We start from the raw sequence: 19,062 nt of genomic DNA, 5'->3' as shown, positions 1-19,062 counted from the left end.
ACGTATCGAATTGCTAAGTTTGCATAGATAATAGATTTATAACATTTAATGAAACAATTCTTCAAATTTGTCTTCGCCAGCATGCTGGGTTTTATTTTAGCAAGTGCCATAGTGGTAATTGTTTTTATCATATTTATTGTAGGTATAGTTGATGCGAGCAGTGATAAAACAGTTTTGGTTGAGTCTAATTCAGTTTTACAAATAAAATTGACTTATCCAATTAGTGAGCGCACGCCCAACAACCCATTATCCGGACTAGGGTTTTTAGGAATTGACGGAGAGAAATCTCTGGGCCTTAATGATATACTTGCAAACATTAAGAAAGCAAAAACCGACTCAAAGATTAAAGGGATCTTCCTTGATGAAAGCTTTATGTCGGCAGGCGAGGCAACTACTGAAGAGATCCGCAATGCTCTTATCGATTTTAAAAAATCAGGGAAATTTATCATAGCTTATTCAGAAATTTACACACAGGGATTCTACTACCTGGCATCGGTTGCCGATAAAGTATATATTAACCCCAAAGGCATTTTCGATTTCAAAGGCTTTAGCTCACAGATCACTTTTTTAAAGGGTGCACTGGATAAATTAGGAATTGAAGCACAAATAATAAAGGTTGGTACTTATAAAAGTGCTGTTGAACCTTATTTCCTCACTAAAATGAGTGCTGCGAACCGTTTACAGGTTAATTCCTACCTGGGCTCGTTATATGATCATTTCTTAACCGAAATCAGCAAAAGCCGTAAAATTAACAAGGATTCCCTGTTTAATATTGCCAACGAGCTTAAGGTGCGCTTACCCGGGGATGCGCTTAAATACAAATTAATTGATGGTTTAAAATACAAGGATGAAATTTTAGATGAGCTTAAAAAGCGTGCAGGCGTTGACACAAAAGATGATTTAAAAAGCGTTGAATTGAGTGACTATGGCTCAAGTGAGATTGCGTCTGGTGATAAAAAAGAAAATTCAAAAAACAGGATAGCCATTGTATATGCTTCGGGCGATATTGTTGGCGGTGAAGGTGATGACAATACTATAGGTTCTGAAAGAATTTCAAAAGCATTACGAAAAGTAAGGCTGGATAATAAGGTAAAGGCTGTGGTTCTCAGGATCAATTCGCCGGGTGGTAGTTCGCTAGCCAGTGATGTGATATGGCGCGAGGTAATGCTGACTAAAAAAGTTAAACCTATTATTGTATCCATGGGCGACCTGGCAGCATCCGGGGGTTATTATATTGCATGCGCTGCTGATTCAATTATTGCTGAGCCTAATACCATAACTGGTTCTATAGGTATTTTTGCCGTGCTGCCCAATATGCAAAAGTTTTTTAATAATAAACTGGGGATAACTTTCGACGGTGTAAAAACCGGTAAATATTCTGACCTTGGCGATCTGTCAAGACCTTTAACTCCCGAAGAAAAGGCTATCCTGCAAAACCAGGTTAACCAGGGTTATGATTCCTTTACCAAAGCAGTAGCTGCAGGCCGCAACAAAACACAAGCTTATGTTAACAGTATTGGCCAGGGTCGGGTTTGGACTGGTACACAAGCTGTGAAAATTGGACTGGTTGATCGTTTAGGGAATATTAATGATGCTATAGCATCAGCTGCAAAGAAAGCCAACATTAAAAAATATAAACTGGTAGCATACCCCGAGCAAAAGAGTTTTTTAAATAAGTTCGGCCTGGGCATGAGCGCCGAAATAAAGGCACATTTTATAAAATCGGAGCTGGGCGAAAACTTTAAATATTACGAACAGATAAAAGGCGTAACTCAATTGATGCGTACTCCGCAGGCACGCATGCCTTATGATATTGAGATCAATTAGTTTTAAATATATTTTGATTGGAAAGCCGCTCAGGATTGGGCGGCTTTTATTGTTTTAAACGTAATCCAGGATAGTTTTTGGATCAAGATTTAATTTGCGATACAGTGCTTTTAAAAACGAAACGTCTGGTTTCCTTTTACCGGTAAGTATTTGAGATAATTTGGGTTTACCAACACCAAGTCTATCGGCAAGCTTTGATTGCGAAAGTTTATTCTCAAACATAAATAATTCTATTACATCCGGCAAAGATTTTGGTTGCATTGTTGGTTTAAGATGTAATACTTCGTCTTCATATTTCTCAGCAGCAACAGTCATAATCTTTAGCAAATCAATTTCTTCATCTTTTAAATTGGCCTCTCCTTTATTCATCAATTCAAAAATAGCTATCATTGTTTCATGATAGCTTTTGTCTGTCGATATTAAAAATTTCTCTTCCATATTTTATTTCTTAAATAATACTGATGGTGCGTCAATTTTATTATATTCACCATGCGTACCTATAAAAACTATAAAAACCGTTCTTACCTTAAATATAATCAATGCTATTAAGCGGTAATTATTGCCTTTTATGTTAAATACATATCTGTCATTTCCAACGGCATCTACACTATTAAAAGTATTTTTCATTTCACTAAAATTCTTCCAATCAGTATTAGTTACAAGTTCATACCAATTATATAAACCACTTCAGCATCATTATGAATTTTAACAAAATCCCTTAGCTGCTTTTGATATGATTACCATTATTACAAATTTAATGTTTTATATTCTGAAATTTTATTTTAGTAATTGAAATTACCGCATTAATCAATAAAAAGACTTGATAACCGCTTCTCATTCCCTCCCTCTTTCGTATTTTTACACCTTCAATCAATTATGGAAAACAAACCTATAGCCCGTAAGCTTCGCCTGTTATCGCAACTAATGGAGCTGCATGAGGAAAATCCGTTTAAGATAAAGTCAATTGCCAATGCAGCTTTTAAAGTGGATAAGCTGCCTTACCCTATTGCAGGTAAAACCTTTGCCGAGCTCGAAAAAATTGATGGCATAGGTAAAAGCACTGCCGGTAAAATTACGGAACTGTTTGAAAAAGGCACCATAACCGAACTTGACGATCTGCTTGCCAAAACCCCTGGGGGCATTGTTGAAATGATGGGCATTAAAGGTATTGGCCCTAAAAAAATTGCTGTTATATGGCGAGACCTTGGCATTGAAAACATCGGCGAACTATTTTATGCCTGTAACGAGAACCGCCTGGTTGAGGCCAAGGGTTTTGGGCTAAAAATACAGGAAGAAATCCGCAAGGTTATTGAGTTTAACATGGCAAGTCATGGTAAATTTTTATATGCAAAGATTGAGAAGGAAGCCAAAGACTATTTAGAACTATTAAAAGGCATATTCCCTAATGCACTGATAGAATTCGCAGGCAAATTTCGCCGGTATTGCGAAATCATCAATACGCTCAGCATTGTACTGGGCACCCGCGATCCGGAGATTACTTTTAATACATTGTTGCATTCGGATACCATGCACAATGTAAAGGCGGATAAAAATCATATCACCGGACACCTGGAAAACGGGCTGACAATTGAGATAATATGCGTGGAAAAACGTTACTATTACAGGGAACTATTTATACAAACCGGTGATGATGAACATGTAAAAAATGTTTTAGATAGAGCATCTGATACTATTGATCAGCCAACGAGCGAGGAGCTGATCTATAAAAAAGCTGGCCTGGAATTTATATTACCCGAGCTTAGGGAAGGAATAACCTTTATTGAAAAGGCAGAAAAAAATGCTTTGCCGCGGTTAATTAGTCACCACGATCTCAAGGGGACTTTACATAATCATAGCACGTGGAGCGATGGTATTAATACTGTTGAAGAAATGGCGTTATACTGCCGTGATGAATTAAAGCTGGAATATTTGGGCATGTGCGACCATAGCAAAAGTGCGTTTTATGCAAAAGGCCTTAGTATTGAACGTGTATTGCAGCAGCAGGAAGAAATAGATCATTTGAATAAAAAACTGAATAACTTCCACATATTTAAGGGCATTGAATCAGACATTTTGTATGATGGCTCGCTTGATTATCCGGATGAGATCCTGAAACGCTTTGATTTTATAGTGGCTTCAGTACATTCTATCCTTAAAATGGACGAGGAAAAAGCAACTTCGCGCTTGATAAAAGCGATTGAAAATCAATACACAACTATTTTGGGTCATCCAACCGGAAGATTGTTATTAAGCCGTAATGGTTATCCTATCAACTATAAAAAAGTAATTGATGCATGTGCGGCAAATAAAGTGGTGATTGAAATTAATGCCAATCCACTTAGGCTCGATTTGGATTGGCGCTGGCACCAATATGCATTGGAAAAAGGTGTTTGGCTATCTATTAACCCGGATGCACACCGCCGTGAAGGCTTTTTAGATACCTATTATGGCTTATTAGTTGCACGAAAAGGTGGGTTATATAAAGAAAGATGTTTAAATGCATTATCATTGCAGGAAATTGAGATGTTTTTTGATAAGAAGAAACTTCAGTGATTAGAGGTTAGAAATCAGTCCGGAAGTCGGAAAGTCCGGAAAGTCCGAAAGAAAAAAAGGTCTGGAATGCCTTATAATTATGCACCAATGACCTAATGACAAATGACCAATGACAATAATAGATAAAGTACTATCCCTTCAATCAGCACAAAAACAACCTTCGATATTAGTTATTGGCGACCTGATGATCGACCATTATATTTGGGGCAATGCCACACGATTATCTCCGGAGGCTCCCGTTCCTATAGTAAATGTAAAAAATGAGTCAACAACGCTTGGTGGTGCAGGCAATGTTGTTCAAAACCTGGTGTCGTTTGGCGCTAACGTTATTGTTGCCGGTGTGATAGGCAATGATGCCATGGGCAATCAGTTAATTGAAATACTGGAGGCAGAGGGCGTTAAAACCAATATCATTATTAAAGATAATTCGAGGCCTACTACAGTTAAAACCCGTGTTTTAGCCGAAAGACACCAGCTGGTAAGGATAGATAAAGAAGTAACTAATGCCATATCAGAAGCTTTAGCCAATGAACTGACCGAAAAACTTACTGCAATTATTGACAGTGCCGATATCATCATATTCTCAGATTATAATAAAGGATTATTTTCACCCACGCTTACACAACAGCTTATAAAAATTGCAAATGATCATCAAAAGAAAGTGATCATTGACCCTAAAGGACTGAATTACGAGAAGTATAATGGTGCTTTTTTAATAAAACCAAACCGTAAGGAACTTGCCGAAGCAGCAAAGACCGAATCGTTAAAAAATATAGATGAGTTGCAGAAAGCAGCACAAACTATTTTTGCACAAACTAAAACATCATATTTAATTGTAACGCTTTCAGAAGATGGTATTGCAATTATTACTGAGCAAGCCAGTAAATTACTACCTGTAAAGGCAACAGAAGTTTTTGATGTGACCGGTGCAGGCGATACAGTTATAGCTGCTATTGCTTATTTTATAGCAACAGGCTTTACAGTTGAGGAAGCTTGTGAGCTGGCAAACCATGCTGCTGCTATTGTGGTAAGGCAGGTTGGAAGTGCAACTACTACAATTGATGAAATTATAAAGGATATGGAATAGTTCGCGGTTTATACTTTATTTGCATAATTAGTGTAAATAAAAGAAATCCGAAATCGAACATCCGAAACTGCGAAGCACTCTTGAACACCATTGAAAACAAACGATAAGTGAAAAATCTGAAATTAAAAAATGGTTATTGAAGAATTAAACGATCATTATCAACTTATAAAAAAGGTTATTGAACAACTCACAGGTAATATTGAAAAAGCGTGCGAAATGATCGTGTCAGCCATACAAAATGGGAATAAGGTGTTAATAGCCGGTAATGGCGGCAGCGCGGCTGATGCCCAGCACATTGCAGCTGAACTAAGCGGGCGTTTTGTTAAACGCCGTAAAGCTTTGCCCGGCATTGCCTTAACAACTGATACATCCGCCTTAACTGCAATTGCTAATGATTATGGCTACGATCATGTTTTTTCAAGACAACTTGAGGCCCTTGCACAACCAGGCGATCTGTTTATTGGTATTTCTACCAGTGGTAACAGCCAGGGAATATTGAACGCTTTTGAAACCGCCGGAAAATTTGGCTGTAAAACATTGGGGCTATCTGGCTGGGCCGGTGGTAAAATGAACGGCTTGTGCGATCTAAATATTATTGTGCCATCGGAGGTTACAGCACGGATCCAGGAAATGCACATTTTGATAGGACATATACTTTGCAAAGCTGTTGACGATTTATTTTAATAAACCATGAGAAACGATTTAGAAAAAGAGTTATTAAATAAAATACAACCTTTGTCTTCACTTAAGGGCATGGTTTCAGCATGGCAAAAGGAAGGCAAAAAGGTAGTGTTTACCAATGGAGTTTTTGATTTACTGCATATTGGCCATGTTACTTACCTGGCAAAAGCTGCCGAATTGGGTGATAAATTGATCATTGGCTTAAATACAGATAGCTCTGTAAAGCGAATTAAAGGCGAAAATCGCCCTATAAATGATCAAAACAGTCGGGCAGCCATATTAGCATCGCTATTTTTTGTTGATGGTGTTGTTATGTTTGATGAAGACATACCCCTTAACGTGATTAATTTTTTGATGCCGGACATATTAGTGAAAGGCGCGGATTATTCAATTGAAAATATTGTTGGGGCTAAAGAAGTTATAGCTAACGGAGGCGAAGTAAAAACCATTACTTTTGTTGAAGGATATTCATCAACCTCAATTATTAAAAAAATAAAAGAAAGAGAACTATAAAATGATAAGCGAGCTTTGCAACAAGGTTTTTATAAAGGCAATATATGATTATCATTTATATAATGATATAAATAAAACATACGAAAACCCCTATGAAACAGGCTCTTTTGAAAATTTGCTTTACGCCAAATGCTGGATAGATACTGCTCAATGGCATATGGAGGATGAGATCCGTAACCCGGCTATCGATCCTGTTGTGGCATTGAAATGGAAACGCAAAATTGACAGGTCAAACCAGGACCGTACGGACCTTGTGGAAGAAATTGACAGCTATTTTTTGGATAAGTATAAAAATGTCCGGCCGCTAAGCAATGCCCGTATAAATACAGAAAGCCCGGCATGGGCAATTGACAGGCTTTCAATTCTTGCATTGAAGATTTATCACATGCATGAAGAAAGCATCCGGACAAATGTTAATGAAGCCGATTTAAACCAGCGCAAAGCAAAACTGGGTGTTCTTTTGCAACAACAAACAGACCTGTCGCTGGCAATTAATGAATTGATTGATGATATACAAAAGGGAGAAAAATACATGAAAGTTTATCGCCAGATGAAGATGTATAACGACCCTGATTTGAACCCTGTTTTGTATAATAACAAAAAATAAATGCCCGCACCAAAGCATATATTGGCTGTTCGTTTTTCGGCAATGGGCGATGTGGCCATGACGGTTCCGGTTATAAAAGCTGTGCTAAATCAAAATCCTGAACTAACTATTACTTTTGTTTCCCGGCCCGAATTTGCGGAATTTTTTAAGGATATTCCCCGGCTTGCCTATTTCCCGGCAGATCTTAACCTTCATTATAAAGGGTTTGCAGGAATAATAAAGTTATTCAGGGTGCTCAAAAAAAATGCACAATACGCTGCTCTTGCAGACCTGCACGATAATTTAAGAACAAAAGTATTAAGAAAGCTCTTCCGGTTTTCTGGATTAACTTATGCTCATATTGATAAGGGTCGGGAAGACAAAAAACTATTAACCCGTTTCCCTAATAAAATTCTAAAACCGCTTAAATTAACTACTGAGCGTTATGCTGATGTATTTAAGGAGTTAGGCTTTCAGGTAAAACTCGATCATCAACTGATAAAAAAACCACAACAGCTAACTGATGAAATACTTGCCGTAACCGGTAAAAAAACAAACACATGGATAGGCATAGCCCCTTTTGCAAAGCACAAAGGCAAAATTTATCCATTGGATAGAACAGAAGAAGTTATTAAATCACTAAATAATAAAAATGTGAGCCTGTTCCTTTTTGGTGGTTCTTTGTTGGAAGAGGAGATTTGCTTGCAATGGCAGCAAAAGTACAATACTGTAACCTCATTGGTTAGGCGCATTACCATGGAGCAGGAGCTCGCAGTTATAAGCCAGCTTGATGTAATGATGAGCATGGATTCGGCAGGAATGCATCTGGCATCATTGGAAGGTATTCCGGTGGTTTCTGTTTGGGGGGCTACGCATCATTTTGCGGGCTTTTTAGGTTACGGACAATCAGAAAACAATATAATTGCTGATGATATAGAATGCAGGCCTTGTTCAATTTATGGCAATAAACCCTGTTTTCGTAAGGATTATGCTTGTTTGTACAATATCAGTCCTGAAACAATTGTTGACAGCCTGAGTAAATTTATCAGATAAAGAAACAAGGCTCAATAATCAAAAACAAACTACATTATTTAAAACAATTTATATGAAAATTACCTTCATTTAAATATCAATTAATTGTACTTTGTAATGTTTTTATTTGAAGCACAAATTGCCCGGATTTATTCGAATTTTACGAATTAGTGATTTGTGAAATTCGTTCAAATTCATGATCATTAATTAATATCCCATGAAAAAGTTACTGCTGATACGACATGCCAAAGCGGAGAAAGATACAGCCGCAAAGGATATTGACAGGCCGTTAAAATATATCGGTATGCAGGATGCCGGCTTTATGGCCGACCGGATAAAGGAGCGTTCAATAATTCCTCAACTAATAATAACCAGCCCGGCATTAAGGGCCAAAACTACGGCCGAAATATTTACTGATCATTTGGGTTTACCACAACCTGGAACAAATAAAGCGATATATGCGGCTAGTGAAAAAGCCTTATTAAAGGTTATTAATGAATTCCCTAATCAGCAGGACTTCATTGCGCTTGTAGGGCACAATCCCGGCATAGCTCAAATACTCTATTATTTAACCGGCGAAGTAAGAGATGTGCATACAAGCACTGTAGCGCTGATTGATTTTGAAATAGATAGCTGGGCCTCGGCCAGCCGGGATCTAGGCACATTAGTTTACTACAGTTCGCCCAATGAATAGCCCAAAGTCATGAGTTGGTAGTCATTAGTCAAACCCGACAAGTCCAAGACACTAATGAACCTTTGAACTAATAAATCATCAGGAGATACAATAGGTTTTCCCCGGTAGCGATCTGATGTACCCTTGCATTTCCATATTGAGCAAATTCATAGCCAGCTTACTGGTTGGCATGCTGGTTTTTATTGAAAGATCATCAATAGCTAATGGCCCATTGTTTTCTTTTATAAAATTAAATATCAGGCTTTCATCTGATGACAGATCAAGCGGTAAAACATATTGCTCAATAACCCGTTTCACACTATCTTTCTTTTCCCAGCCTAAGCTGTAAGCTAAGTCGGCAACACAAGTAAGCAGTTGGGCCTTATTATTACGGATCAAAAAATTACAGCCTTCAGAAAACTCATCCCCAAGCCTTCCCGGAAAAGCAAACACGTCCCTGTTGTAGGAGTTTGCTATCTCGGCAGTTATCAATGCGCCGCCTTTTATACTTGCCTCAACTACGATAGTAGCATCTGCAATACCGGCAACTATACGGTTACGTTGCGGAAAGTTCTCTCTGTCGGGGATTGTTCCGGATGGATATTCGGATAATAGTCCACCGTTCTCCAGCATTTTCTCGGCGGTGGCCCGGTTTTGGCTTGGATACATCCTATCCAGCCCATGCCCTATTACACCTACTGTCGGTACGTTTTGTTTTAAGCATTCTTTGTGTATGGCAACATCAATACCCAATGCAAGCCCGCTTACTACTAAAACATTGTGTTGTTGCAGCTCCTCAATCAATTGGCGGCATAGCTGTTTGCCATATTCAGTAGCATTACGGGTGCCAACAATGCTAACTATATGCTGTGTATTTAAATCAGCATCGCCTTTGGCATATAATAAAACAGGCGAATCGTTACAGCTTTTTAAGCGTTTGGGATATTTGGCATCAGTATAAAATATAACCTCTACCCCATTCTTTTCAATAAATTTCAACTCGTTTTCAGCCTTTTTAAGGGCAACATCAAAATCAAGCTGTCCAACCGTCTTCTCTCCTATCCCCGGTACTTTTAACAGTTTAACCGCCGAAGCGCTGAATACCTTTTCAGCATCGCCAAAATGCGCTACCAATGATTTGGCTAAGGTTGGACCAATGTTTTTTACGAAGGTTAAGGCAACACGATGAAGTAGTGACATATTTAAGTTACAAGCGACTATTTCTGAATTAATTTACAGCGCCGCTATTATCCCCCTAAAATATAAAAATCCTAACAATTTTAGCAAAAAATAAAAAACTACAAAAATAGTTTGCAAACTATAAAAATAGTTTTATCTTTATCTAACTATAAAAATAGTTTGCTATGAACATTAAAGAATTAACCAAAGCCGAAGAACAGGTAATGCAGATCTTGTGGCAGCTAAAGGAAGCCATTGTAAAAGATATTATTGAAGAAATGCCCGATCCTAAACCAGCATATAACACTGTTTCAACAGTTGTAAGGGTGCTTGAAGGTAAGGGATTTATTGACCATAAAGCTTATGGTAACTCGCATGTTTACTTCCCTGCCATTAGTGATGACGAGTATAAGAAGTTCACCTTTGATAAAATGATGAAGAACTATTTTAGTAATTCTTACAAAAGCTTGGTATCATTTATTGTAGATGAAAAGGACCTTGGTGTAAAGGAACTGGATGAGTTATCCTCATTAATTAATAACCTTAAAAACAAAAAATCATGAGCTGGCTGCATTATCTTTTGGAGGCAAATATTTACCTGGCGGTGTTTTACCTATTGTATTTTATTTTGTTAGATAAGGAAACACACTATAAATTAAACAGGATCTACCTGTTAATTACCTGCGTTTTATCATACCTGATACCACTGATTCAAATCGGAGCACTGAGATCATATATGGACGGCGGCCAGGTTATAACCGTTATTACCAACCCTAATTTTAAGTCAATTGGCACAACTGAGGTATCTCATTTTACTTTGCAGGGTAGCCTTTTATATGCCTATATCCTGGGCACTGCTGCTATGCTGGCAGTATTTATATTGAAGGTCTTCCAGCTGATAAAGCTAACCCGTGCTCAAAAAGATGTGCTTGATGATAAGTATAAACTGGTAAGGGTTAAAGATTCAAATACAGCTTTTTCCTTTTTTAATTACGTTTTTATAGGTACAAAGGTGTCAGGCGCGGAAACCATTATCAGGCATGAGCTGGTACACATCAACCAAAAGCATTCATTTGATATTATTTTTTTAGAGTTGATTAAGATCGTCAGTTGGTTTAACCCCTTTATATATCTGTTGCAAAGAAGCCTTAAAACAGTGCATGAATATATTGCCGACGAACAAACGGCCGCCTTTGAAAACGATGCCCTCACCTATTCGTCTTTCCTGGTAAGCAATGCTTATGGCATAAGCGGCTCCTCCATAACGCATTCATTTTTTAATTATAATTTACTAAAAAAGAGGATCATTATGTTAAACCAAAAACGCTCGGGTAATTTAGCAAGGCTAAAGTACCTGACAGTAATTCCCGTTTGCGGGGCATTACTATGTATGTCGACACTGGCATTTTCAAAAAGTTATGGCTGGGTCAATATTTTGCCGGCAAATAAATTATTTAGTTTACAAACACCTGTAACCAAAAACCCGGATGTTTTAAAAAACAAAAATGCGGATACTGTTATCCAGGTAAAGTTGTCTGCTGACAAAAAAATTCCGCCGCCACCACCACCTGCGCCGCCCAAAAGTGCAAAATCGGATGACATGGTAACGGTGAAAGATGTTAAACTTCCTCGGGTACCATCAAAAAATAAAAAATCAGGTGATGTAATAACTCTTAAGCTTTTGCCTGCGTCAAAATCATCAATTAATTCAAAATCGGAGGGTCCTATAGCTATTGCTGATGTAAAATTGGCACAGGCATCGTCTCCTTCCTCTGATATAAAAAGCGAGATTAACAACGCGAGGGCTACTGTTATAAAAAACATACAGCAAAAAACGCCAGCACCACCACCGCCGCCACCTGCTATGCCTCCTTTAAGCCCTTTTGAAGCGTTAAGTAAATACATGGCAAAAAACACACACTACCCGACGCGCGCTTTCGAAAACAATTTAATTGGTAGCGTTATTGTTCAGTTTACGGTAACAAATGATCATAAATTAGCTGATATTTCGATTTTAAAAGGAATTGGCAGCGGTTGCGATGAGGAAGTGAAAAGAGTAGTAAATGCCTTTTCCGGCACAGTTAATACAGATCCGGGGAGCTATAAACTTGCCGTTACTTATTATTTAAAAGGGATACAGCCACCAAAAACAGCCAGTACTGATCTATTTAAAAAAGATCCGTCATTTGCAGGAGAAATTGTTATTATGGGATATCCTATTAAATAAATTAATCCTCTTTTACATGAGGAACGATTGCTAAACGTCTAAAACCGCTTTGGCAATTTGTTATTATAAGTGATTACAAAGATTATTTAAAATGATTTCACCGATTGCGATTGAATTATCAAAACATCAACGATCCTCTTTAAACCGATATTAATATTCCTAAAAATCGGTGCAATCACTCTTAAATCAGAGAAATCATTCAAAATAAAATCCGTAAAATCGCCCTGAATCACTTAATCCCGGTCACCCTTTAATATAGATGACCTGCTTGGTTTCAAAAAACTCCTCTTCAAAATAGTCTTTCAGGTAATATTGAGTAACCTTTAAGCCTGATTCTTTAATTTCCTGTTCGAGATCTCCGCCCTTAAGATAAAGTATCCCATTTGGAAGCGCATTTTTTGACTCCTTATTAAACTTGCCGCTCACCCAGGGATAAAAATCCTTTAGTTGTGTTACCGCCCGGGATACTACAAAATCAGACTTTTCATCAATCTGCTCGGCGCGCTGATGCGTGGCTTTTACATTCTTTAGGCTCAAAGCTGCTGCAATTTCCTGCACTACTTTTATCTTTTTACCTATAGAATCGACCAAATGGAATTGTGTTTCGGGAAATAAGATAGCTAATGGAATGCCGGGGAAGCCGCCACCAGTACCCACATCAAGCACATTTTCGCCTGGTAAAAATGTAAGGATTTTAGCTATACCTAATGAGTGCAAAACATGGCGTTCGCCAAGCAGATCGATATCCTTGCGGGATATTACATTGATTTGGCTATTCCAGAAGGTATATAGTTCAGGCAAACGGTTAAATTGCGCTGTTTGTTGAGCAGTAAGATCGGGGAAATAGTTTAGCAGGTCGTTAGATATCATCCCGGTTAAAACGATTTATGATATTTCCAAGCAGGTATCTTGCTCTGAATAACTGTGCTTTAACTGTACCTAAAGGCAGATCAAGCTGCTGGGCAATTTCTTCGTATGACAGTTCATCAAAATAGCGCAGCGTGATCAGGTTACGATAGCGTGGGGGTAAACTCTCTATAAGTAATTTAAGTTCCTGGGTTTGTTGTTTTTTTATAGAAGTCTCTTCCGGGTTAAGCACATCAGCTTTAATTTGAAGCTGTTTTTCCTCTCCATCCTCATCCATCATCCCGTGGATCGACATTGTATTCAATTTTTTTTTCCTGATGAAATCTATACAGTTATTGGTGGCTACGCGGAAAAGCCAGGTACTAAAGGCATAATCGGGCTGGTATTTCTCAAGCTTTTCAAACGCTTTGGCAAAGGTTTCAACAGTAAGATCCATTGCATCCTCCTTGTTATTTACCATTTTTAGCACCATAAAATAAATGGAATCCTTATACCTGTGCATCAGATCAGCGTATGCTTTTTGGTCACCCTTGCGTGCCTTAACCACAAGGTGAAAATCATTTTTTGCGTTCTCGGTAAAATTCGAATTTATTTCCATTGAGTGGTTTTTATAAAAGTTCCAATTAATCCAAAAGTGTTTAAATAAATATAATAAACCGCATCAAAAAAAGGCAGATACCATAAAAGATCCTTACTATCTAATCGCTTAAATAACTTACTATATATAACCAATTGAAAAATCAACCTAAACATAAACAAACCTAATGCTAACAGCGGTTCAAAGTTGAAAACTATGCCTAATGTTAATAAAATATAGAAAAGGAAGCCACTTACCGCATCAATACTAAGCATCCGGCGATGCCTTTTCTTATATAATTTACCAACACCAAAGTGTCGCTTTTTTTGGCGGAACAAAGATACTAATGTCGTTTTTGCGTCGGAATAAGTAAATGCTCCGGCATTAATTTCAATGGCGGTATTATCAGGCGTGGCATTTTGATTTACAAAAAGGTCATCATCGCCAGATAAAATGTGCATATGTGCTGCAAACCCTTTAGCGTTAAAAAATAGTGTTTTAGTATAGGCCAGGTTACGTCCAATTCCCATATATGCATCGCCATTTACCGCAGCCGATAAATAGTTAATAGCTGTTTTTATAGTTTCAAAACGGATAAAAGGATTTAAAAAATTACGCGTCTTTTTATAAGGCGAATACCCCAATACAATTTGAATAGAGCCATTAAAATTTGCAGCCATATAAGTTATCCAGTTATATGAAGCCGGCATACAATCAGCATCCGTAAATAACAAATGTTCGTTTTTTGCCGCCTTTATGCCGAGTGTTAAAGCAAACTTTTTGCCGGTTTTAAACCGATCATGTTCTGTAATTGTTACAACTTTTAAGCGGGGATAAATTTTACTTAACTCTTCTAAAACCTCGTCAGACGAATCGTAAGAACAATCATTTATAACAACAACTTCAAAATCGGGATAGTTTTGTTCTAAAATTGCAGGCAGGTTTTCGCGTAGATTATTAGCTTCATTACGTGCGCTTATAATTACAGATATAGGTACCGTGGCTTCCGGCAATGTTTCAGAAGGCTTATAGCGTGTTAACCTGCTTTGATTAGTAACCAAAAAGTATAGCTGAATTAGCAAGCAAAACTGAAATAAAATGAATAAAGCCTCGTGTATGTATGTTTCCAAACCCTGGTTAAAATAGTCGTGCAAAGTTGTTAAAAATTGTTGGAAAGTTGTAAGGTTGAGGGCTGTAATGTTAAATAAATCAAAAGATTCGCGTGAATATTCATAACATTTCAACTTTACAACATTCCAGCGTTACAACATAATTATTATGTTAATTTTGCATTCGTAATAATGAAATTTAACTTAACAGCACAAGACCCGCTTTCGAAGGCAAGGGCGGGTGAGATCACAACCGATCACGGCACTATTCAAACACCTATATTTATGCCGGTTGGCACGGCAGGGACTGTAAAAGCAGTACATCAGCGCGAGCTTAAAAACGATATACAGGCGCAAATAATTCTTGGTAATACTTATCACTTATACTTGAGGCCCGGGTTAGATACGCTTGAAAGCGCCGGCGGGCTGCATAAATTTAATGGATGGGATGGCCCTATATTAACTGATAGTGGCGGCTACCAGGTTTATTCGCTAACCGAAGTTCGAAAAATAAAGGAGGAAGGTGTTACTTTCCGCTCGCATATTGATGGGTCAAAACATCTTTTTACGCCCGAAAATGTAATGGATATTCAGCGGATAATTGGCGCTGATATTATTATGGCATTTGATGAATGCACTCCTTATCCCTGTGAGTATAACTATGCCCGGCGATCGATAGAAATGACGCACCGTTGGCTTAAACGCTGCTGCGACCGCTTTGACAGCACAGAGCCAAAGTACGGCTATAGCCAAACCTTATTCCCTATAGTACAAGGTTCGGTATATAAAGATCTGCGGGTAAAATCTGCAGAAGCTATAGCTTCGTTTGAGCGTGAAGGAAATGCAATTGGCGGCCTTTCTGTTGGTGAACTGGCAGAGGAAATGTATGCCATGACAGAAATTGTTTGTAATATATTACCAGAGCAAAAACCGCGTTATCTAATGGGTGTAGGAACACCTGTTAACATATTGGAAAATATTGCTTTAGGAATTGATATGTTTGATTGCGTAATGCCAACGCGCAATGCCCGTAACGGCATGCTTTTTACAAAAAATGGCATAATTAATATTAAGAATGAGAAGTGGAAAAACGACTTTTCGGCTATTGAGCCGGATAGTGAGCTGTTTGCCGATACTATTTATTCAAAAGCCTATTTACGCCATTTAATACATTCAGGCGAGATGTTAGGTGCGCAGATAGCTACTTTGCATAACTTACATTTTTATTTATGGCTGGTTAAAGAGGCCCGCAAAAAGATCATTGCAGGCGAATTTTATAACTGGAAAAATGTAATGGTTAACCGTTTAGGACAAAGATTGTAAATGAAGGCTATTTTAAACAGGTATTTAAAAACTATCGACTGGTATATTATTAAAAAATACCTGGGCACTTTTGTGTTTACACTTGGAATTTTTGTGGTGATAACGGTAGTTTTTGACATATCAGAACACCTGGATAATTTCCTGAAAAACCACTCAACTATAGATGAGATAGTATTTAAATACTATGCCGGGTTTATACCTTTTTATATGAACCTGTTGTCGCCACTGATTAATTTTTTGGCGGTGATTTACTTTACGGCAAAGATGGCCAACCAAACCGAAATAGTGCCCATACTAAGCGGAAAGTCTAGCTTTAACAGGTTTTTAAGGCCATATTTTGTTTGTGCTACGCTGATATTTATTGTATCGCTTTTTGCAAATATTTACCTTATTCCCTTTACCAATAACCTTAAAATAACCTTTGAAAACTCACACCAGTTTAATGGTGATGACCCTACAAAAAGCGAAGTACACATACAATTGGATAAGCATACATTTGTATATGTACAGTCATTTGATAATACAATACATACAGGCTACCAATTTATAATGGAGAAATTTGATGGCGATGAGCTCAGGGAAAAGCTTATTGCCAATAACATTGTTTATGATTCGCTTAAAAGGGTATGGACAATAAAAAACTATACTGTTAAGTATGTAAATGGCCTTAAAGAGAGATTTGTAGATAGTTCAGGCAGATCAAAGGATACTGTTTTGGATATGCGGCCTGTGGACTTTATAGTTTATGACAATGTTTACACGGCCATGTCTACCAAAGATTTGAACAGGAACATTGAAAAAGAAAAAATAAGAGGTACAGGCGCGTTAAAAGAAATGCTGTACGAAAAATACCGGCGTTTTATATACCCTTTATCATCATATGTACTCACCTTGATAGGAGTTTCTATATCGTCGCGTAAGGTTAGAGGAGGAATAGGATTGCCCCTTGGGATAGGTATATTCCTATGTTTTGCCTACATTGTTGTTGACCGTTTTGCATTGGTATTTGCTGTAAAAGGCAGTATGGCCCCTTTGATAGCTGTATGCATGCCTAACGGAATATTTGCTGCAGTTGGGCTATATTTACTTTCAAAAGCACCTAAATAATGACCCATGAAAATGCCCCTGCAAGCGTAAATAAAAACTTACTTATTCTTCATTTTACCGTTTTTATCTGGGGCTTTACCGGCATACTCGGAGCGCTGATTTCTATCTCAGCAGTAAGCCTGGTTTGGTACCGGGTACTCATTGCATCGGTATCATTATTCCTGTATTTCAAGGTAAATAAAACAGCACTAAAAATAAGTGGCAGTACCTTTTTAAAACTGGTATTTACAGGCGCTTTGGTAGGCGGCCACTGGATCTTATTCTTTGCTTCCATCAAATTATCAACCGTGCCGGTTACGCTTGTTTGCCTTTCATCCATCACATTATTTACAGCAATTTTTGAGCCGTTGATCAATAAAAAAAAGATCTCAAAACTAGAAATATTTGCCGGTGCATTGATCATAGCGGGCATTATTTTGATCTTTAAATTTGAAACAAAATACACTAAGGGCATAATAGCCGGCTTAACAAGCGCAGTGTTTGCAAGTCTTTTTGCTATCATAAATTCAAGGCAGGTTAAAAAATATGAAGCACCGGTAATTGCATTTTATGAGCTATCAGGTGCCTTGGTATGGATCACCATCTACCTTTTATTTACCAATGGGTTTAACCAATCAATGGCCCTTAAAGGTGCGGATATTGGCTACTTATTTATCCTGGGAACCATTTGTACATCCCTTGCATACGTTGCAGGGGTATCCGTAATGCGTGAGCTCTCAGCTTTCCGCGTGGCACTTATTACCAACCTCGAGCCGGTGTACGGCATCATAATGTCGTTTGTTTTTTTCAAGGATATGAACAAAATGACTATAGGCTTTTGGGTGGGTGCTGTAATAATTTTGTCTACAATCTTCCTGTTCCCTGTCGCAAAAAAACAAATAGCAAGGCGGAAAAGTCGCTCTTAGTATTGTCAATTACTCCCGTCTAAATTCTTCCATAACTATCAGGCAGCCTTTTGCACCATCCCTTTCATACAGCATTATTGCCTTAACCCGGGCCTACCTGTAGAGTGGGGGATAAAAACAATCTCTTGTCAAACGTCCATTTAAGCCCCTGCAAACAATTATCTTTTTTTACCACTGCAGGATACCATCTTATACTTTTTGTTGCAACAGGCGTCAAATTTAAAAATTGACTAAGTGTATTTAATTTTTCCTATAACAACTGCTATAGGATATAAATTCATCTATAAATTGTAGATTATTTTACTCAAAAAAATTAATATTTATAACTATGTAAATATTTTAATCAACTTATAATCTATTATTTATATAGATCATTAAAATAAACAGTTTTAACTTTTTGATTTTAAAAAAAATCAAATTGCTAATTTTTTTAGCTATAGGTAAAAACACTGAAAAAATACAGTACAAACTCCATGTAAATCAATTAATTAAACAATGTTAAGTAAAGTAATTATTTGAGAAAGGTCAAAATTCGCATATTGATAGATAGTGTATCCAAATAAAAAATTAGAAATTTTTGAAATGTGCAACTTTGTATCTTATGTATGCCAAAAGAAAAACCGGAGGAAAATAAATTCGATTTTTTTTTCTGGATTTGGCCAGATTTGATTTATAAATCAATGAAATAAAATTCAACCCAAAATAAAAAAGCATAGATAAACACTTTTTGAATTTCTCAGGATCGGCCCTGAATCCTAAATATTGCCTGGTTAAATTTTGATAGATTTTTCAGATGGCATCTTCCTATCCGGGAGG

The 19,062-nt window shown here is 37.5% G+C and carries 18 protein-coding genes and 1 pseudogene; 13 read left to right on the top strand and 6 right to left on the bottom strand.

The features are described 5' to 3' along the window. Nucleotides 1–48: 48 nt before the first annotated feature. Nucleotides 49–1,827, top strand: a complete 1,779-nt coding sequence (sppA, locus tag JWQ54_RS00485; RefSeq protein ID WP_299578731.1) for a signal peptide peptidase SppA — start codon at nt 49–51, stop codon at nt 1,825–1,827. 54 nt (nt 1,828–1,881) lie between these two features. Here the strand turns inward: sppA and JWQ54_RS00480 are convergent, their stop codons facing one another. Together JWQ54_RS00480 and JWQ54_RS00475 are read right to left on the bottom strand one after the other, a co-directional pair. Then, on the bottom strand, nt 1,882–2,265 hold the full coding sequence (locus JWQ54_RS00480) for a helix-turn-helix transcriptional regulator (protein WP_299578729.1): 384 nt from the start codon (nt 2,263–2,265) through the stop codon (nt 1,882–1,884). Nucleotides 2,266–2,268: 3 nt separating this feature from the next. Continuing rightward, nucleotides 2,269–2,496 (bottom strand): annotated as a pseudogene (locus tag JWQ54_RS00475) (type II toxin-antitoxin system HigB family toxin); the annotation flags it as partial. A gap of 207 nt (nt 2,497–2,703) precedes the next feature. Here JWQ54_RS00475 and JWQ54_RS00470 point away from each other — a divergent pair. The 7 genes from JWQ54_RS00470 (at nt 2,704) to JWQ54_RS00440 (ending at nt 8,973) form a co-directional block, all read left to right on the top strand. Next, nucleotides 2,704–4,380 carry a DNA polymerase/3'-5' exonuclease PolX gene (locus tag JWQ54_RS00470; protein WP_299578727.1) on the top strand — a complete coding sequence of 559 codons (1,677 nt, stop codon included), beginning with the start codon at nt 2,704–2,706 and terminating at the stop codon, nt 4,378–4,380. A gap of 109 nt (nt 4,381–4,489) precedes the next feature. Continuing rightward, nucleotides 4,490–5,467 carry a D-glycero-beta-D-manno-heptose-7-phosphate kinase gene (rfaE1, locus tag JWQ54_RS00465; RefSeq protein WP_299578725.1) on the top strand — a complete coding sequence of 326 codons (978 nt, stop codon included), beginning with the start codon at nt 4,490–4,492 and terminating at the stop codon, nt 5,465–5,467. Between the two features lie 129 nt (nt 5,468–5,596). Continuing rightward, nucleotides 5,597–6,151, top strand: coding sequence for a D-sedoheptulose 7-phosphate isomerase (locus JWQ54_RS00460; RefSeq protein WP_299578723.1), 555 nt, complete (start codon nt 5,597–5,599; stop codon nt 6,149–6,151). Nucleotides 6,152–6,157: 6 nt separating this feature from the next. Beyond that, complete coding sequence (rfaE2, locus tag JWQ54_RS00455) at nt 6,158–6,661, top strand: D-glycero-beta-D-manno-heptose 1-phosphate adenylyltransferase (protein WP_299578721.1); 504 nt, start codon at nt 6,158–6,160, stop codon at nt 6,659–6,661. Nucleotide 6,662: 1 nt separating this feature from the next. Continuing rightward, the gene (locus JWQ54_RS00450) at nt 6,663–7,268 is read left to right on the top strand and encodes a DUF4254 domain-containing protein (RefSeq protein WP_299578719.1); all 606 of its coding nucleotides are present in this window, start codon (nt 6,663–6,665) and stop codon (nt 7,266–7,268) included. After that, complete coding sequence (locus JWQ54_RS00445; protein WP_299578718.1) at nt 7,269–8,300, top strand: glycosyltransferase family 9 protein; 1,032 nt, start codon at nt 7,269–7,271, stop codon at nt 8,298–8,300. A gap of 196 nt (nt 8,301–8,496) precedes the next feature. Further along, on the top strand, nt 8,497–8,973 hold the full coding sequence (locus JWQ54_RS00440) for a histidine phosphatase family protein (protein ID WP_299578716.1): 477 nt from the start codon (nt 8,497–8,499) through the stop codon (nt 8,971–8,973). Between the two features lie 78 nt (nt 8,974–9,051). Here the strand turns inward: JWQ54_RS00440 and dprA are convergent, their stop codons facing one another. Beyond that, nucleotides 9,052–10,152, bottom strand: coding sequence for a DNA-processing protein DprA (gene dprA, locus JWQ54_RS00435; RefSeq protein WP_299578714.1), 1,101 nt, complete (start codon nt 10,150–10,152; stop codon nt 9,052–9,054). Nucleotides 10,153–10,316: 164 nt separating this feature from the next. Between dprA and JWQ54_RS00430 the strand changes: the two genes are divergently transcribed. Together JWQ54_RS00430 and JWQ54_RS00425 are read left to right on the top strand one after the other, a co-directional pair. After that, complete coding sequence (locus JWQ54_RS00430; RefSeq protein ID WP_299578712.1) at nt 10,317–10,694, top strand: BlaI/MecI/CopY family transcriptional regulator; 378 nt, start codon at nt 10,317–10,319, stop codon at nt 10,692–10,694. Beyond that, nucleotides 10,691–12,358 carry a M56 family metallopeptidase gene (locus JWQ54_RS00425; RefSeq protein WP_299578711.1) on the top strand — a complete coding sequence of 556 codons (1,668 nt, stop codon included), beginning with the start codon at nt 10,691–10,693 and terminating at the stop codon, nt 12,356–12,358. The genes JWQ54_RS00430 and JWQ54_RS00425 overlap by 4 nt, the downstream gene beginning before the upstream one ends. A gap of 243 nt (nt 12,359–12,601) precedes the next feature. Here JWQ54_RS00425 and rsmG read toward each other — a convergent pair whose 3' ends face one another. Genes rsmG through JWQ54_RS00410 form a run of 3 tightly spaced genes read right to left on the bottom strand, consistent with a single transcriptional unit; the run spans nt 12,602 to nt 14,956 of the window. Further along, complete coding sequence (gene rsmG, locus JWQ54_RS00420; RefSeq protein ID WP_299578710.1) at nt 12,602–13,228, bottom strand: 16S rRNA (guanine(527)-N(7))-methyltransferase RsmG; 627 nt, start codon at nt 13,226–13,228, stop codon at nt 12,602–12,604. Further along, nucleotides 13,218–13,823 carry a sigma-70 family RNA polymerase sigma factor gene (locus JWQ54_RS00415; RefSeq protein ID WP_299578709.1) on the bottom strand — a complete coding sequence of 202 codons (606 nt, stop codon included), beginning with the start codon at nt 13,821–13,823 and terminating at the stop codon, nt 13,218–13,220. Before JWQ54_RS00415 ends, rsmG begins: the two co-directional genes overlap by 11 nt. Next, nucleotides 13,814–14,956: a glycosyltransferase gene (locus JWQ54_RS00410; protein WP_299578708.1), complete on the bottom strand. Its 1,143-nt coding sequence runs from the start codon at nt 14,954–14,956 to the stop codon at nt 13,814–13,816. Before JWQ54_RS00410 ends, JWQ54_RS00415 begins: the two co-directional genes overlap by 10 nt. A gap of 147 nt (nt 14,957–15,103) precedes the next feature. Here JWQ54_RS00410 and tgt point away from each other — a divergent pair, with 147 nt between their 5' ends. The 3 genes from tgt to JWQ54_RS00395 are packed head-to-tail and all read left to right on the top strand — an operon-like array spanning nt 15,104 to nt 18,246. Continuing rightward, nucleotides 15,104–16,234, top strand: coding sequence for a tRNA guanosine(34) transglycosylase Tgt (gene tgt, locus JWQ54_RS00405; protein ID WP_299578707.1), 1,131 nt, complete (start codon nt 15,104–15,106; stop codon nt 16,232–16,234). Next, nucleotides 16,235–17,341 (top strand): LptF/LptG family permease, encoded by a 1,107-nt coding sequence (locus tag JWQ54_RS00400; RefSeq protein ID WP_299578706.1) that lies wholly within the window; start codon nt 16,235–16,237, stop codon nt 17,339–17,341. After that, nucleotides 17,341–18,246 (top strand): EamA family transporter, encoded by a 906-nt coding sequence (locus JWQ54_RS00395; RefSeq protein WP_299578705.1) that lies wholly within the window; start codon nt 17,341–17,343, stop codon nt 18,244–18,246. Before JWQ54_RS00400 ends, JWQ54_RS00395 begins: the two co-directional genes overlap by 1 nt. The last annotated feature ends 816 nt before the right edge of the window (nt 18,247–19,062 follow it).

Origin of the sequence: Mucilaginibacter sp., assembly GCF_028288225.1 — a bacterium.
In the GTDB taxonomy this organism is placed as follows: domain Bacteria; phylum Bacteroidota; class Bacteroidia; order Sphingobacteriales; family Sphingobacteriaceae; genus Mucilaginibacter.
The sequence above is the reverse complement of the archived record's forward strand: the minus strand, read 5'-3'. Positions and strand labels throughout refer to the sequence as shown.

What these genes read in the sequence shown, in the direction of transcription:
- sppA (WP_299578731.1), top strand. Translation starts at nt 49, where the DNA reads ATGAAACAATTCTTCAAATTTGTCTTCGCCAGCATGCTGGGTTTTATT.
- JWQ54_RS00480 (WP_299578729.1), bottom strand. Translation starts at nt 2,265, where the DNA reads ATGGAAGAGAAATTTTTAATATCGACAGACAAAAGCTATCATGAAACA.
- JWQ54_RS00470 (WP_299578727.1), top strand. Translation starts at nt 2,704, where the DNA reads ATGGAAAACAAACCTATAGCCCGTAAGCTTCGCCTGTTATCGCAACTA.
- rfaE1 (WP_299578725.1), top strand. Translation starts at nt 4,490, where the DNA reads ATGACAATAATAGATAAAGTACTATCCCTTCAATCAGCACAAAAACAA.
- JWQ54_RS00460 (WP_299578723.1), top strand. Translation starts at nt 5,597, where the DNA reads ATGGTTATTGAAGAATTAAACGATCATTATCAACTTATAAAAAAGGTT.
- rfaE2 (WP_299578721.1), top strand. Translation starts at nt 6,158, where the DNA reads ATGAGAAACGATTTAGAAAAAGAGTTATTAAATAAAATACAACCTTTG.
- JWQ54_RS00450 (WP_299578719.1), top strand. Translation starts at nt 6,663, where the DNA reads ATGATAAGCGAGCTTTGCAACAAGGTTTTTATAAAGGCAATATATGAT.
- JWQ54_RS00445 (WP_299578718.1), top strand. Translation starts at nt 7,269, where the DNA reads ATGCCCGCACCAAAGCATATATTGGCTGTTCGTTTTTCGGCAATGGGC.
- JWQ54_RS00440 (WP_299578716.1), top strand. Translation starts at nt 8,497, where the DNA reads ATGAAAAAGTTACTGCTGATACGACATGCCAAAGCGGAGAAAGATACA.
- dprA (WP_299578714.1), bottom strand. Translation starts at nt 10,152, where the DNA reads ATGTCACTACTTCATCGTGTTGCCTTAACCTTCGTAAAAAACATTGGT.
- JWQ54_RS00430 (WP_299578712.1), top strand. Translation starts at nt 10,317, where the DNA reads ATGAACATTAAAGAATTAACCAAAGCCGAAGAACAGGTAATGCAGATC.
- JWQ54_RS00425 (WP_299578711.1), top strand. Translation starts at nt 10,691, where the DNA reads ATGAGCTGGCTGCATTATCTTTTGGAGGCAAATATTTACCTGGCGGTG.
- rsmG (WP_299578710.1), bottom strand. Translation starts at nt 13,228, where the DNA reads ATGATATCTAACGACCTGCTAAACTATTTCCCCGATCTTACTGCTCAA.
- JWQ54_RS00415 (WP_299578709.1), bottom strand. Translation starts at nt 13,823, where the DNA reads ATGGAAATAAATTCGAATTTTACCGAGAACGCAAAAAATGATTTTCAC.
- tgt (WP_299578707.1), top strand. Translation starts at nt 15,104, where the DNA reads ATGAAATTTAACTTAACAGCACAAGACCCGCTTTCGAAGGCAAGGGCG.
- JWQ54_RS00400 (WP_299578706.1), top strand. Translation starts at nt 16,235, where the DNA reads ATGAAGGCTATTTTAAACAGGTATTTAAAAACTATCGACTGGTATATT.
- JWQ54_RS00395 (WP_299578705.1), top strand. Translation starts at nt 17,341, where the DNA reads ATGACCCATGAAAATGCCCCTGCAAGCGTAAATAAAAACTTACTTATT.